We start from the raw sequence: 14546 nt of genomic DNA on the forward strand, positions 1-14546 counted from the left end.
GCCCCCGGTTTCCGTCCCGCTAATCGCAGGCGCCGCGCACATAACTGATGTCATTGATGAGCAGGATTTCCCCGGTGGGGCCGGGACTCACCTGCCATGTCGAAACGACAGGGGCGGTCCGGCCCTGGAAAAGGACCTGCATGGTGTGCCCGCTGGTCGCGACGACACCGACGGCGACACCGATCTGCCGGTTCCGGGCCACGAATTTGCCGTCCCGGGAGAAGCTGTAGGTCCAGTGCCCCTCGGGGGCGCTGTCGAGCCCGCCGCACCAGTCCCCCACGAGGACCTCTGCGACCGCGGACTGCTCCGCGGAGCTCTGTGTTTCTTCCGGTACCGCGGTTGCCGCGGTGGCCGTGGCGGTCGTGGTGGCCGTGGCGGCTCCGGAAATCAGCAGAGCCGAAGCCAGTATCAAGACGGAACGACAGCGCCCTGGGCGGGCGGATATGTATGTCATTTGACACCCCCGATGGGTGGAAACCTTAACAATGAGCCGTCTTGATCGCATCGATTTCGCCCGCGGTGGATTTATTTCGTGCGCGTTCATGCGGTTTCATGCGGGAGATTTAATTCCGGTTTCAATTCCGGTGGACTTGTTTCACGGGAATTCGACCGGCCGACCGGCAGGGGTGGGGGCCGGGGCGGGGCCGGAAGGTTATCCACAGGGCTGAACGCCGGCCGCTGTTCGACCGTATGGTCGGATGACGACGTGGGCGGGAACGCCGGGGACGGACAGAGAGAGGCGGCGGGCGGCATGGCGACCAAGGGGCGCGGGGGACCGGAGGCGAGCATGCGGTATGCACTGCTGCCGCTGCGCATCTTCCTCGGCATCACCTTCATCTACGCGGGTCTCGACAAGCTGAGCGACTCCGGGTTCCTCGCGGACACCGGCCCCGGGTCCATCGGCGAGCTGATGCGGACGGTCCGCGGCTCCTCCGCCTTCCCGGGCCTGGTCGACCTCGCCCTGAAGGACCCCGAGGGCTTCGGCTATGCGATAGGCCTCGGCGAGTTCGTGGTGGGCGTAGGAACCCTCTTCGGCATATTCGCCCGCGTCGCCGCGGCCGGCGGCGCGCTCATATCGCTCAGCCTCTGGCTGACCGTCAGTTGGCAGACGACGCCCTACTACTACGGCAACGACCTGATCTACCTGATGGCGTGGCTGCCGCTGGTGGTGGCGGGAGCGCCGGTGTGGTCGGTGGACGCAGGGCCGCTCCGGGCCTCCCGCAACGGCCGGCGCGCGGGCCGCCGCGCGCCGCGGGCCAAGTCGTCCGCCAGGCCGGCCAGGTCTGCCAAGTCCGCCAAGCCGTCCCCCAAGCCGTCGGCGAAGCCGACCGCAAAGCCGTCCGGAGGTTCGCCGGGAAAGCCGTCCCCCAAGTCCACCGCCAAGTCCACCGCCAAGTCCACCGCCAAGCCGGCAGGCAAGGCGGCCCGGCAGGCACCCGTCAAGGCCCCACGCGGGTCCGGCGCCTCCGGCCGGCGGTAGGCGGAGGCGGTCGGTCGGGCCCGCGCCCGCCGAGGGCGGTCCGGTGCCGCGCCAGCGGCTACCGCTCCTGCCGCGTGCCCCTCCTCCGCCGGACGGCGAAGGCCACGGACGACACCAGGCCCGCCAGGCAGAAGCCCGCTCCCAGCACCGGCAGCAGCATGTACGAAGGGAAGTGCAGATCCCCGCGCGCCGCCCCCAGATACGCGGCGGCGCACACCAGCAGGACGAGCCCGACCACCAGCTTGCCCGGCTCGAAGTCATGACGACGCACGGTCCACCTCCACCTGACCGATACCGACCTTGAGCCCGATCTCCAGCGTTCCGCGGGACGGCTTCCCGGACGGGGGCTCCAGCGTCATCCGCTTCTTCTGCCCCGGCCGGACGTCGACGTCGTCGCGCGCCTCGCCGGGCAGGCGGATGTCGCCCACGCCCACGTCCAGGGTGATCCGTGCCGTGACGTCCTCCGGGAGGACCAGCTTGAGCTGGCCCGCGCCCACCTCCGCGCGGGTGGCGACCGTGCCGGCCCGCGGCCAGGACAGGCCGGTGAGGTCGAGCACGCCCACGCCGCTTCCCACGCGGTACTCCTCCCGCACCGCGGCGGCGGTGTCCGGGTGCCAGGTGGTGCGCGTCCAGTCGGTGGAGACCGACTTGGGCAGGGCGGCCGCGCCCGCCAGCAGGGCGCCGGTGAGGACGGCCGCGACGACCGTGCCGCCGCCGGTGCGCCCGTACCGGGAGCTGACGGCGATGCCGAGGCCGAAGACGGCCAGCGCGCAGGCCAGGCCGGCCTCCAGGCAGGTGCCTAGCGGGTGGTGGCGCCAGGTGAGGCCGGTGCCGAGCGCTCCGGCGACGACGGCCGCCAGGAACGTCCAGCCGCCGAGCGGCGTGTCGGCGCGGGCCGGGCGGAGCCGGGCCGGGGCTCGCTTCCGCTCGTCCTGCGGGCCGTCGTCCGGACCCCACAGATAGCCGGTCTCGGCGCCCATCGGGCCCGTCGTGCCGTCCTTGACGATGGGGTCGCGCCACCAGGAGGGGCCGCCCGGGGCGGGCGGGGCCTTCGTCTCGGGCGGGGGCGCGGCCGTCTTCTGCGCCTTCTGCGCCGCGGCGACGGCGGCCTCGCCCTCGGGCTCGTGCCGGTGGTACGACCAGTAGGCCGCCCCGGCTATCACCGTGGTCAGCAGCAGCGCGAACGACATCACCGCGCTGTTGTTGAGCATCGACAGGAACAGGCCGCAGCCCACCAGCGCGCACAGCACCGCCGTCAGCGCCGGGCCCTCCACACGGCCCGAGAGCATCCTCCGGGCCTCGTTCTCCTCCTCCCCCTCCAGGGGGATCAGCAGCCACGCGAAGCTGTAGAGGATCAGCCCCAGGCCGCCGCTCACCGACAGCACGCCGAGGACCACCCGGAAGATCACGGGGTCGACGTCGAAGAAGCGGCCGAGGCCGCCGCATACGCCGGACACCACCTTGTGCTCACGGCTGCGCCGCAGCGGCGGCCGGGCAACCTGGGGATCACCGTGAACCGGACCCGCCTGATGCGCGTCCTGGGTGTTGGGTGTGTCGGTCATATGGACATGGTGTCAACCGGAACGCGCTTGTGGCACACCCGGCAACCCTGGCCGTTCCCTGAGATCGCCCCTGAGAAGGTGCCGTATATCGTGTCGCGACACAGGACAGCGGGGGAACCGGAGGACTACAGGGTGGATGGGTCAGTGTCCGGGCAGGCGGTGTCCGGGCCGCGGCCGGACCACGGCCGGCTGGTCGCCGGGCGGTACCGCCTCCTCGACCGGATAGGCCGCGGCGGGATGGGCACGGTCTGGCGCGCCCAGGACGAGCTGCTGGACCGTCAGGTCGCGCTCAAGCAGCTCCACGTCTCGCCGTACCTGGACGACGACGAGCTCGCCACGCTCTACGAGCGCACCCGCCGCGAGGCGCGCAGCGCCGCCCGGATCACCCACCCCAACGTGGTCGTCGTCCACGACGTGGTCGACGACCACGGCCTGCCCTGCATCGTCATGGAGTACGTGCCCTCCCGGACGCTCGGTGACGTCCTCAAGCACGGGACCGTCACCCCCGAGGAGGCCGCCCGCATCGGCCGCGGCATGATCGCGGCCCTGCGCGCGGCCCACGCGGCCGGGGTGCTGCACCGCGACGTGAAGCCGGGCAACGTCCTGCTCGGCCACGACGGCCGCGTCGTCCTCACCGACTTCGGCATCGCCCAGTCCACCGGCACCTCCACCCTCACCAAGACCGGCGAGATGGTCGGCTCGATCGACTACATCGCACCCGAGCGCGTCAAGGGCGCCAAGCCGGGGCCCGCGTCCGACCTGTGGGCGCTCGGCGCGACGCTGTACCAGGCGCTGGAGGGCCGCCCGCCGTTCCGCAAGGACACGGCCGTCGAGACGGCCTACGCGATCGCCATGGACCCCCTGGAGCCGCCGCGCCACGCGGGCGAGCTCACCCGCCTCATCGAGACCCTGCTCGCGAAGGACCCCGCCGTACGGCCCCCGGCCGACCTGGCCGAGCAGATCCTGCGCGAGCCCGCCGCCGAGGCGGACACCGCCTACTTCTCCGCCGTGGAGCAGCACCGCGCCCCCGGGCCCGGCCCTGGCCCCGGCCCCTGGGACGACGCGGCCGACGGCGGCGCCACGGCGACGGGGCCGGTTGCGGCGTCGGCACCCTCCGCGCCTGCGGCGCCGCCCCCGCCGGCGGCATCCGCTGCTCCGGCGCAGTCCGCGGCCCCTGCGCCGCCCGCCGCCCCTGCCGCCGACGTCACGGCTACGGCCACAGCCCCGGCCCATGCTCCTGCTCCGGCGCGGGCTCGTGCCGGAGCACCCGCTCCTGCCGGCAGCTCGGACACGACCGTCGCGGGCACCGGCCGGACCGGTCGCAGTTACCGTCCCGTCCTGTGGAGCGCCCTGGCGCTCGTCACCGTCGCAGGCATCGCGGCCGGCGCGTACTTCCTGACCGGGGATCAGGAGAGCGACGACCCCGCCCCCCGTGCCGCAGCAGGCCAGGAAGCCTCCGCGAGCCCGGGCACGAAGGAGAGCCCGGCCCCGTCGCCGGTGCCGGACCCGCCGCGCGGCTACCACCTGGTGACGGAGAAGGCGGCCGGCGTCTCCTTCCCCGTCCCGGACGGCTGGAAGCGCGGGAAGCTCAAGGACAGCGACGAGATCCTCTACGTCGACCCGAGCGGGCTGGTCGGCCTGCGGGTCTCGGTCCTCGACCTCGCCAGCAGCAACCCCCTCCAGCGCTGGAAGGACGACGAGGCGAAGTCCGTCAAGGAGGGCAAGCTGCCCGGCTACCACCAGCTGCGCATGCAGAGCACGGAGTTCCGCGGGCTGCCCGCGGCCATCTGGGAGTTCACGTGGCAGGGCCGGGCGCGCGAGTACCAGGCCGCCGACCTCGGGTTCGGCCGGCCGGGCGAGAAGGAGTACGCGATCTACCTCTCGGCGCCCAAGGCCGACTGGCACAAGCACAGCCAGGTCTTCGACGTGGTGCGCGAAGGGTTCCGGCCCGACGCCCGGTAGGAATCCCGGGCTCATCCCGGTCCCGTCCCGGGCCCGTCACCAGTAGGGGTCCCGTCAGGGGCGAACCCTGATGCCGAGGCCCCCGCGGACATGTGACGATCAGTACATGACCGCCCCCGCCCGCCCGCAGCACCCCGACGGCCCGCCCCTGCGCAAGCTCTACCGCAGCGCCGAGGGCCGCATGCTCGGAGGTGTCGCGCGCGGGCTCGCCGGGCACCTGGGCCTGCCGGTCTCCTGGGTGCGCCTGGTCTTCGTCGCGCTGCTGCTGGCCCAGGGCATGGGCGCCGTGCTCTACGCGGTGTTCTGGTTCGTGGTGCCGCTCGGCGTGGGCGGCGTCGAGGCCCCGCGCCCGGTCCCCGCCGAGACGGGCGCCGACGGCCGCCGGCGTCTCTTCGCCCGCAAGCCCGACCGCGGGCAGGTCGTCGCGCTCGTCGCCCTGGTCATCGGCGCCGGGATCTTCGTGGACAACCTCCACCTCGGCCGCGCCGATGCCTATATCTGGCCGCTGCTGCTCGTCGGCGCCGGCGTCGCCCTCGTCTGGCGCCAGGCCGACAACGCCCGCCGGGCCCACTGGATGGAGGTCGGCCGCAGCAAGCGGGTCCTGCCGCTCGCGCGGGGCGCGGCCGGCGTGGCCCTCGCCGCCGCCGGCGTCACGGGCATCGTCGTCCTCCAGGGCTCCGCCGAGCACCTGGGCACCGTCCTGCAGGCGTCGCTGGCCGTCCTGGTCGGCATAGCGCTGCTGGCCGGTCCCTCCCTCGTCCGCATGACCCAGGACCTCTCCGCCGAGCGCACGATGCGCATCCGGGCCCAGGAGCGCGCCGAGGTCGCGGCCCACGTCCACGACTCCGTCCTGCACACCCTCACCCTGATCCAGCGCAACGCCGAGGACGCCCGCGAGGTCGCCCGCCTGGCCCGGGCCCAGGAGCGCGAGCTGCGCGCCTGGCTCTACCGGCCCGAGGGCCGCGGGAAGGACGAGGCCGAGCAGCCCGACACCCTCGCCGAGGCCGTCAAGGCCACCGCGGCCGAGGTCGAGGACCACCACGGCGTGCCCATCGAGGTGGTCGTCGTCGGCGACTGCCCGCTGGACGAGGGCCTGGCCGCCCAGATGCAAGCCGCCCGTGAGGCCATGGTCAACGCCGCCAAGTACGGTGGCGAAGGCGGCGCCGTCCAGGTGTACGCCGAGGTCGAGGGGCGTACGGTCTTCCTCTCCGTGCGCGACCGCGGCCCCGGCTTCGACCTGGACGCGGTGCCGGACGACCGCATGGGCGTCCGCGAATCCATCATCGGCCGGATGCAGCGCAACGGCGGCACGGCGAGACTGCGGTCCGTGCCCGGTGGGGGAACCGAAGTGGAGCTGGAAATGGAGAGGGCGGAGAACGCGTCATGACGACCGAAGAGACGGTGCAGCGCCACGCACGGGTCGTGCTGGTGGACGACCACCGGATGTTCCGTACGGGCGTGCAGGCCGAGATCGGGGCCACCGACCGGACGGGCGTCGAGGTCGTCGGCGAGGCCGCCGACGTCGACCAGGCGGTCACCGTCATCACCGCCACCCGCCCCGAGGTCGTCCTCCTCGACGTCCACCTGCCCGGCGGCGGCGGGGTCGAGGTGCTGCGCCGCTGCGCGCCCCTGATGGCCGACCCCGAGCGCCCGGTCCGCTTCCTGGCCCTGTCCGTCTCCGACGCCGCGGAGGACGTCATCGGCGTCATCCGCGGCGGCGCCCGCGGCTATGTCACCAAGACCATCACCGGCGCGGATCTGGTCGACGCCGTCTTCCGCGTCAAGGACGGCGACGCCGTCTTCTCCCCGCGGCTGGCCGGCTTCGTCCTCGACGCCTTCGCCTCCACCGACGCCCCGCCCGTCGACGAGGACCTCGACCGGCTCACCCAGCGCGAGCGCGAGGTGCTGCGCCTGATCGCCCGCGGCTACGCCTACAAGGAGATCGCCAAGCAGCTCTTCATCTCGGTGAAGACGGTCGAGTCGCACGTCTCGGCGGTGCTGCGCAAGCTCCAGCTCTCCAACCGCCACGAGCTGACCCGGTGGGCGACGGCCCGGCGCCTGGTCTGATCGCGGCGGTCTGATCCCGGCGGTCTCACCCCGGTCGGCTGATCCGGGCCGTCCGGTTCCGATTTCGGATAAGCCCGGGTCCCGCCGGGCGCGGGGCGGAACCCCGTCGGCCCACTCGCACTCTTGAACGGACGAGAGGCTCTCACTCACGCAGGGCCCCGGCCCCGCGCGGGGCCCGAGATCCGAAACGAGAGCCCGATGAGCCTGACGGGGACCCCCTTCCTCCTCACCACGGTCGCGCTGGTCGTGGTGGCGCTCGTGCTGCCCCTCGCGCTGTGGGGGAGGATCGGCGGCCCGAAGCTCGTACGGCAGGCGGCGCGGCTGCTGATGCTGCTGTTCGCCCAGGTCACCGCCATAGCCATGGTCTTCGTGATCGTCAACAACGCCAACGGCCTCTTCGACAACTGGGACGACCTCCTCGGCACCGGCGACCACGTGCGGGCCGCGGCCGACCTCGGCCCGGACGGCACCGGCGGCAAGAACCTCGACGCGGCTCCCAAGAACCCGCAGAAATTCAAGCCCGCGTCCGACAAGCGCATGGGCCCGGGGGTGCAGGAGACCCAGTTCAAGGGTCATATATCGGGCGTGGAGGGCGAGGTCTACGTCTGGCTGCCGCCGCAGTACGACGACCCCGCGTACAAGGACAAGAAGTTCCCCGTGGTCGAGGTCCTCCCGGGCTTCCCCGGCTCCGCGAAGGCCTGGTTCGGCACGCTGGAGGTGGGCAGCCAGCTCAAGCCGATGATGGAGAAGGGCGAGGTCGAGCCCTTCATCATCGTGGCCCCGCGCACCACGCTCCTCGGCGACGTGGACACCGGCTGCGCCAACATCCCCGGCAAGGTCAACGCCGACACCTGGCTCAGCGTCGACGTCCGCAAGATGGTCACGGACACCTTCCGTGCGCAGGAGAAGCCCGAGGGCTGGGCCGTCGCGGGCTACTCGGCGGGTGCGCACTGCGCCACCAGGCTGGCCGTCGCCCACCCCGACCGCTACCGCGCCGGCGTCAGCCTCTCCGGCTACAACGACCCCGCCGGCGAGCCCGCCTCGCTGACCGCGAAGACGCCCGAGCTGCGCGACGAGAACAACCCCCTGAAGATGCTCCAGCGGGCCAAGACCCCGCCGCACGTGGCACTGTTCGTCTCGGGCGCGGAGGGCGACGGCTACCAGGGCGGCATGGCGCTCAAGCAGGCGGCCAAGCCGCCGACGACCGTGTACGTGACGAAGGTCCCCGCGGGCGCGGGCGGCCACGGCACGGCCGTCTGGAAGCGGCAGGTCCCCGACGTCTTCCGGTGGCTCTCGCAGCAGATCAAGCCGTAGCCGCACGGCCCGCCGGGCGCGGAGGTCACACCGGCCGGGACGCCCCCGCGAAGGGCATCTCGTCGACCGGGGCGACCCGGACCGGAGCGCCCGGGTGCGGAGCGTGGATCATCTGCCCGCCGCCGACGTAGAGCCCGACGTGGCTGATGCCCGAGTAGAAGAACACCAGGTCACCCGGGGCGAGGGCGCTCCGGGAGATGCGCCGACCCGCGTTGATCTGTGTGTACGTGGTGCGCGGCAGCGAGACGCCCGCTGCCTGCCAGGCGGCCTGGGTGAGCCCCGAGCAGTCGAAGGCGGCGGGGCCGGTCGCCCCCCACACGTACGGCTTGCCGAGCGCCGAGTAGGCGAACGCGACGGCCCGCGCCGCCCGCTCCGTGGGGGCCTGCATGCTGCCGCGCGGGGCGGCCGAGCGGTCGGCCCGTACGGCCGTGACGGCTCCTGCCGCCCCGGAGACGTCCCCGCGCTCGACGGCGGCGCGCTCCTCGTCCGGCAGCTCGGCCAGCACCCTCCTGGCCTCCGCGAGCTTGCCCTCGACGGTGCGCTTGTGGCGGGCGAGGCCGGCCTGCTCGTGCTTGAGCTCCGCGAGGCGGGCGTCGGCGGCGGTGCGGACCTCCCGGATCTCCCGTACCTCGCGCTCGTACCGGCTGACGGCGACCGCCTGCCGGCTGCCCGCCTGGTGGGCCAGCGAGGCCCGCTCCAGGTACTGGCCGGGGGAGGAGGAGAGCATCAGCTGCACGCTCGGGGGCATCCCGCCCTCTCGGTACTGGGCGGTGGCGTAGGAGCCCAGGGCGTTGCGGGCGGCGTTGAGCCGCTCGGTCCTGCGGGCGGCCCGGTCCCGCAGCTCTTCGAGGGCGGCCTCCGCGCGGTCGGCCTTCTCCTTGGCGCCGTTGTACCGCTCGGTGGCCTCCTCGGCCTCCTGGTAGTACCGGTCGACCTGGGATCTGAGCTGGGCCGTGGAGGGCGGGGGAGCGGCCTGTGCGGTGCCGTCGAGGACCGTGGCGGTGGCGGCGCCCGCGAGGGCGAGGCCGGCCGCGGTCCGTACGGTGCTGCTGGTGAGCGGGTGCTGCCTGGGCTTGCGGTGCGCTGCTGCCACGCCGGCCGTCACTTCCTTCCAGACCTGCTGTTCCTGCCCGGCCCGCCGGGCTCTGTGACCGCGCCGGACGGTGCCCGGCGGCGGTCCGTCACGAGGGGGGAGAGCGAGGACCGCCGCCGTCTGCGCCAGGACGCTATTCCGCAAGGTCACGCTCCAGAACACAGATGACCGGTAGTGGATGAAATCGATCAGGGGGCGATGGCCGGTGATCATGTGGACCCTGCCCCCGCGGATGGATATATGCCGCCCCTGACCGAAGTGGCGATTGCGCCCCACCTGCCTGCCGGTGGGTGATATGGCCCCGGCTAGGGTCGGGCCTCATGGACGTACTCACTCACGCCGTCGTCGGCCTGCACATCGTCGGCATCGGCGCGCTGCTCGGCGGCTTTATGACCCAGATGAAGGCCATGGGCAGGGGCGAGGCGCGGATGGTGCCCGCCATGCTGCACGGCGCGCTGACCATGCTGGTCACGGGCGTGGCGCTGGTGGGCCTCAACCAGGCGCAGGACCACACCCTGAACACGGTCAAGATCGGCACGAAGCTGGCGCTGCTCGTCGTGATCCTCGGCCTGGTCTACGTCAAGCGCGACGACGAGAAGATCCCGGCCCCGGTGTTCGGCACGGTGGGCGCGCTGACGGTGGCGAACATCTTCATCGCCGTGATGTGGGTCTGACCGCACCGGTCGTGTGGGGGTGACCACTGTCGCCGGGAATCGGGGCCCGGCTGTCAGTGGGGCGGCCTAGACTCGGGAGGCGATGAGCAGCCTCTTTGACGACAGCTTCCTGGCGGACCTCGGCCCCGCGGACGAGGAGCACCCCCCTCCCCCGGAGGACGCGGCCCCGGAGCCGGTGCCGGACGATCTCTTCCAGGGCGCCTTCGACGTGCCCGTCCCCCGCGAGGCCTTCTACCGCGACGGCGCCCACCGCCCCGCCGTGGATCCCGCCGCCCTGCTCGACGGGATGAACGAGCAGCAGCGCGCCGCGGTGGTGCACACGGGCTCCCCCCTGCTCATCGTCGCCGGCGCCGGCTCGGGCAAGACGCGCGTGCTCACCCACCGCATCGCCCATCTGCTGGGCGCCCGGCATGTGCACCCCGGCCAGATCCTCGCGATCACCTTCACCAACAAGGCCGCGGGCGAGATGAAGGAGCGCGTCGAGCAGCTCGTCGGCCCCCGGGCCAACGCCATGTGGGTGATGACGTTCCACAGCGCGTGCGTGCGGATCCTGCGCCGCGAGAGCAAGAAGCTCGGCTTCACGTCCTCCTTCTCGATCTACGATGCGGCCGACTCCAAGCGCCTCATGGCGCTCGTCTGCCGCGACCTGGACCTGGACCCGAAGAAGTTCCCGCCGAAGTCCTTCAGCGCGAAGATCTCCAACCTCAAGAACGAGCTCATCGACGAGGAGGCCTTCGCGGCGCAGGCTGCTGGGGGCACCTCCCGGACGGAGTCTGGGGGAGGCTTCGAGAAGACGCTCGCCGAGGCGTACGCGATGTACCAGTCGCGGCTGCGCGAGGCCAACGCCCTCGACTTCGACGACATCATCATGACGACGGTGCACCTGCTCCAGGCCTTCCCCGATGTGGCCGAGCACTACCGCCGCCGCTTCCGGCACGTCCTGGTCGACGAGTACCAGGACACCAACCACGCGCAGTACACCCTCGTGCGCGAGCTCGTCGGCACTGCGGAGTCGGCTCCGGAGGAGGGCCCGGCCGAGCTGTGCGTCGTCGGTGACGCCGATCAGTCGATCTACGCCTTCCGCGGCGCCACGATCCGTAACATCCTCCAGTTCGAGGAGGACTACCCCGACGCCACGACGATCCTGCTGGAGCAGAACTACCGCTCCACGCAGACGATCCTCAACGCCGCCAACGCCGTCATCGAGCGCAACGAGAGCCGCCGCCCGAAGAACCTGTGGACCGAGGCCGGCGCCGGCCCGGCCATCACCGGCTACGTCGCCGACACCGAGCACGACGAGGCCCAGTTCGTCGCCGACGAGATCGACCGCCTCACGGACGCCGGCGACGCCAAGGCCGGGGACGTGGCCGTCTTCTACCGGACCAACGCCCAGTCCCGTGTCTTCGAAGAGATCTTCATCCGCGTGGGCCTGCCCTACAAGGTCGTCGGCGGCGTGCGCTTCTACGAGCGCAAGGAGGTCCGCGACGTCCTGGCCTACCTGCGCGTCCTCGCCAACCCCGAGGACACCGTCCCGCTGCGCCGCATCCTCAACGTGCCCAAGCGCGGCATCGGCGAGCGCGCCGAGGCCATGATCGACGCCCTGTCGCTGCGCGAGAAGATCAGCTTCTCGCAGGCGCTGCGCCGCGTCGACGAGGCCTACGGCATGGCCGCCCGCTCGACGAACGCGGTCAAGCGCTTCAACGTCCTCATGGAGGAGCTGCGCACGATCGCCGAGTCGGGCGCCGGCCCCGCCACCGTCCTGGAGGCGGTCCTGGAGCGCACGGGCTATCTCGCCGAGCTCCAGGCCTCCACCGACCCCCAGGACGAGACCCGCGTGGAGAACCTGCAGGAGCTCGCGGCCGTGGCCCTGGAGTTCGAGCAGGAGCGCGCTTCCGAGGAAGGGGAGAACCCCGGCACGCTGGCCGAGTTCCTGGAGAAGGTGGCCCTCGTCGCCGACTCCGACCAGATCCCCGACGAGGACGCGGAGGGCTCGGGCGTCATCACGCTGATGACCCTGCACACCGCGAAGGGCCTGGAGTTCCCCGTCGTCTTCCTCACCGGCATGGAGGACGGCGTCTTCCCGCACATGCGCGCCCTCGGCCAGACCAAGGAGCTGGAGGAGGAGCGCCGCCTCGCCTACGTGGGCATCACCCGCGCCCGCGAGCGGCTGTTCCTGACGCGCGCGAGCATGCGCAGCGCGTGGGGCCAGCCCTCGTACAACCCGCCGTCGCGGTTCCTGGAGGAGATCCCGGACCAGTACATGCAGTGGCGGCGCACCGGGCCCGCGAAGCCGTCGGCGTCGGTGAACGCCATCGGCTCGGGGAGCTCGGGCGGCGGTGGCCTGGGCTCCGGGATCACGTCGGGCTTCACGTCGCGCAAGGCCGGCCCGTCCGGCTTCGCCACGCGCCGCGCCAAGGACCGGCCGGTGGTGGCCCTGGCCATCGGCGACCGCGTCACGCACGACTCGTTCGGGCTCGGCACCGTCGTCGCGGTCAAGGGCAGCGGTGACAACGCCGAGGCCACGGTCGACTTCGGCGAGGAGAAGCCGAAGCGGCTGCTCCTGCGGTACGCCCCGGTCGAGAAGCTGTAGGCCCGGGACGGGGTCCGGGCTTGGGTCTGGGCCTGGGCCCCGGTCCTTCCGGGGCCGGGGCCGGTCGCCTTCGTCCTGTTCGTCCTACGTCGGGTCGTAGCCGTGTGCGCGCAGCCACGGCAGCGGGTCGACGGCGGAGCCGCCCGGCCGTACCTCGAAGTGCAGGTGCGGCCCGGTGGAGTTGCCGGAGTTGCCGGAGTAGGCGATGACGTCGCCGGCCTTGACCTGGCCGGAGCGGAGCTTGGTGCTGCTGAGGTGGCAGTACCAGGTCTCGACGCCGTCGGGCGACGTCACTATGGCCATGTTCCCGTAGGCCACGTTGTACTGCGTGCGGACCGTGCCGTCCGTGGCCGCCATGACCGGTGTGCCGTAGCTGACCGGGAAGTCGATGCCGGTGTGCACGGACATCCAGTTGACGCCGGCCTGGCCGTACATCGCGCTGAGGCCGTGCTGCGCGACGGGGAGGGAGTACTTCGGGCGCTCGGCCTCCTTGCGGGCCGCTTCATCCGCTTTACGCTTCTTCTCCGCTTCCTGGCGCGCCTTGAGGTCGATGCGCTCCTGGGTGCGGTTGGCGCGGGTCGCGAAGTCGTCGGCGCCGTGGCTGAGGCTCGCGAGCTGGGTGTCCAGCTTGCTGTTGGCGACGGAGGGCGCGGGCGCGCTGTCGGGGGCGGAGGCCGCCTGGGTCTGCTTGCCGTCGCTCTGCCCGCCGGAGACGGTCGCGGCGGCGATCCCGGCGACCCCTATGACGGCGACCGACGGCACGGCGACGGTCAGCAGGGCCTTGCGTCTCGGGCGGTAGCCGGTACGGGCGGGTGCGCTCCTGCGGCGGCTGCTGCGGGTGTGGGGGTCGCGGGGATCGCGGGGGGCGTCGTCCGGGGCGGCTTCGTCGCGGGCCGGGGGGACGAACAGCATGGCCTGCGTCTCGGCGTTCGCGACGGCGCCGGCGGGGGAGGCGTCGTCCTCGTCGGGCGCCTGCCGGTCCGCTTCGTCCGCCGAGGGCAGGGAGCTCATGGAGCCTGTGGAGTCCATGCCGGAGAGGTCCGTCATGAGGGTGGGAGCGTGCTGCGGCTCGCTCTGCGTGCCCTGTGTGCCCTGTGTGCCGTCCACGGCGGCGTAGGCGCCGGCGTCCCAGATCTGGGTCTGGCCTGCTCCTGCCTCCCACTGGCCGCCGGTCCCGGTCTCCCACTGGCCCGAGGTGTCCCACTGCCCGGAGGTGTTCGCGTTCCACTGACCCGAGGCGTCCGCCCCGCCGGAGTTGTCCCAGGAGGTGAACTGCCCGGTTCCGCTCGTGTCCCAGGCCTGCGCCGCCTGCTGGTCCGGGGCGGGGGCCTGCGCGGGGAACCCGGTCTGGCCGGTCAGCTCCCAGTGGCCGGAGCTGTCGTAGGCGCCGTTCGCGCCCCAGGCGCTCGGCGTCATGGCGCTCGTGTCCCACTGTCCCGTGGCGGGCGCGGTGATACCGGCGGAGGTGTCCCTCCCCCGAACTTCGTCCGGGAGGTGCCCCCAGCCCGTGGCGTCGGCCTGCCCGGTGCCGTAGGCGCTGAAGTCCCAGATCTGGGTCTGGCCGGTGACTCCGCCCCACTGACCGGTGGTGTCCCACTGGCCACTGGTCTCCCACTGACCGCTGCTGTAGCCGTCGTACCCGGTGTAGTTGTGCGGTGCGCTCTGCTGACCGTACGACGCGTACTGCCCGTAGGAGCCGTCCTGAGCGGGGTCGGACGGGCCGGGGCCCGCCGCCGGGTGACGGTCGTTCACCACCACTTCTCTTTCGCCGAGGGAGGAGAATTAGCGGCGACTGTACCCGGCG

11 protein-coding genes and 1 pseudogene are annotated in these 14546 nt (G+C 72.4%); 7 read left to right on the forward strand and 5 right to left on the reverse strand.

The features are described 5' to 3' along the window. Positions 1-19 precede the first annotated feature (19 nt). Positions 20-412 carry a hypothetical protein gene (locus IE241_RS16355; protein WP_190022459.1) on the reverse strand — a complete coding sequence of 131 codons (393 nt, stop codon included), beginning with the start codon at positions 410-412 and terminating at the stop codon, positions 20-22. A gap of 339 nt (positions 413-751) precedes the next feature. On the opposite strand from IE241_RS16355, the pseudogene IE241_RS34205 reads away from it, so the two are divergent. Next, positions 752-1231, forward strand: a pseudogene (locus IE241_RS34205) (DoxX family protein); the annotation flags it as partial. Positions 1232-1538: 307 nt separating this feature from the next. Here IE241_RS34205 and IE241_RS16365 read toward each other — a convergent pair. Then, on the reverse strand, positions 1539-1751 hold the full coding sequence (locus IE241_RS16365) for a hypothetical protein (RefSeq protein WP_190022461.1): 213 nt from the start codon (positions 1749-1751) through the stop codon (positions 1539-1541). Then, complete coding sequence (locus IE241_RS16370) at positions 1738-3042, reverse strand: PspC domain-containing protein (RefSeq protein ID WP_190022462.1); 1305 nt, start codon at positions 3040-3042, stop codon at positions 1738-1740. Before IE241_RS16370 ends, IE241_RS16365 begins: the two co-directional genes overlap by 14 nt. Positions 3043-3174: 132 nt before the next feature. Here IE241_RS16370 and IE241_RS16375 point away from each other — a divergent pair, with 132 nt between their 5' ends. From IE241_RS16375 to IE241_RS16390, 4 genes are all read left to right on the forward strand, one after another. Continuing rightward, on the forward strand, positions 3175-5004 hold the full coding sequence (locus tag IE241_RS16375) for a serine/threonine-protein kinase (RefSeq protein ID WP_268254405.1): 1830 nt from the start codon (positions 3175-3177) through the stop codon (positions 5002-5004). 106 nt (positions 5005-5110) lie between these two features. Continuing rightward, positions 5111-6391: an ATP-binding protein gene (locus IE241_RS16380; RefSeq protein WP_190022464.1), complete on the forward strand. Its 1281-nt coding sequence runs from the start codon at positions 5111-5113 to the stop codon at positions 6389-6391. Continuing rightward, positions 6388-7071 carry a LuxR C-terminal-related transcriptional regulator gene (locus IE241_RS16385; RefSeq protein WP_190022465.1) on the forward strand — a complete coding sequence of 228 codons (684 nt, stop codon included), beginning with the start codon at positions 6388-6390 and terminating at the stop codon, positions 7069-7071. Before IE241_RS16380 ends, IE241_RS16385 begins: the two co-directional genes overlap by 4 nt. A gap of 198 nt (positions 7072-7269) precedes the next feature. Continuing rightward, positions 7270-8385: an alpha/beta hydrolase gene (locus tag IE241_RS16390; protein WP_190022466.1), complete on the forward strand. Its 1116-nt coding sequence runs from the start codon at positions 7270-7272 to the stop codon at positions 8383-8385. A gap of 25 nt (positions 8386-8410) precedes the next feature. Here IE241_RS16390 and IE241_RS16395 read toward each other — a convergent pair whose 3' ends face one another. Further along, positions 8411-9490, reverse strand: coding sequence for a C40 family peptidase (locus tag IE241_RS16395; RefSeq protein WP_373300697.1), 1080 nt, complete (start codon positions 9488-9490; stop codon positions 8411-8413). Between the two features lie 308 nt (positions 9491-9798). Here IE241_RS16395 and IE241_RS16400 point away from each other — a divergent pair, with 308 nt between their 5' ends. Together IE241_RS16400 and pcrA are read left to right on the forward strand one after the other, a co-directional pair. After that, positions 9799-10152, forward strand: a complete 354-nt coding sequence (locus IE241_RS16400; RefSeq protein WP_190022468.1) for a hypothetical protein — start codon at positions 9799-9801, stop codon at positions 10150-10152. Between the two features lie 82 nt (positions 10153-10234). Then, on the forward strand, positions 10235-12742 hold the full coding sequence (pcrA, locus tag IE241_RS16405) for a DNA helicase PcrA (RefSeq protein WP_190022469.1): 2508 nt from the start codon (positions 10235-10237) through the stop codon (positions 12740-12742). A gap of 84 nt (positions 12743-12826) precedes the next feature. Here pcrA and IE241_RS16410 read toward each other — a convergent pair whose 3' ends face one another. Continuing rightward, a complete protein-coding gene (locus IE241_RS16410; protein WP_190022470.1) occupies positions 12827-14494 on the reverse strand; it encodes a peptidoglycan DD-metalloendopeptidase family protein in 1668 nt (555 codons plus the stop codon). Positions 14495-14546: the final 52 nt, after the last annotated feature.

The sequence above is a fragment of the Streptomyces hiroshimensis genome (assembly GCF_014650335.1).
Classification (GTDB): domain Bacteria; phylum Actinomycetota; class Actinomycetes; order Streptomycetales; family Streptomycetaceae; genus Streptomyces; species Streptomyces hiroshimensis.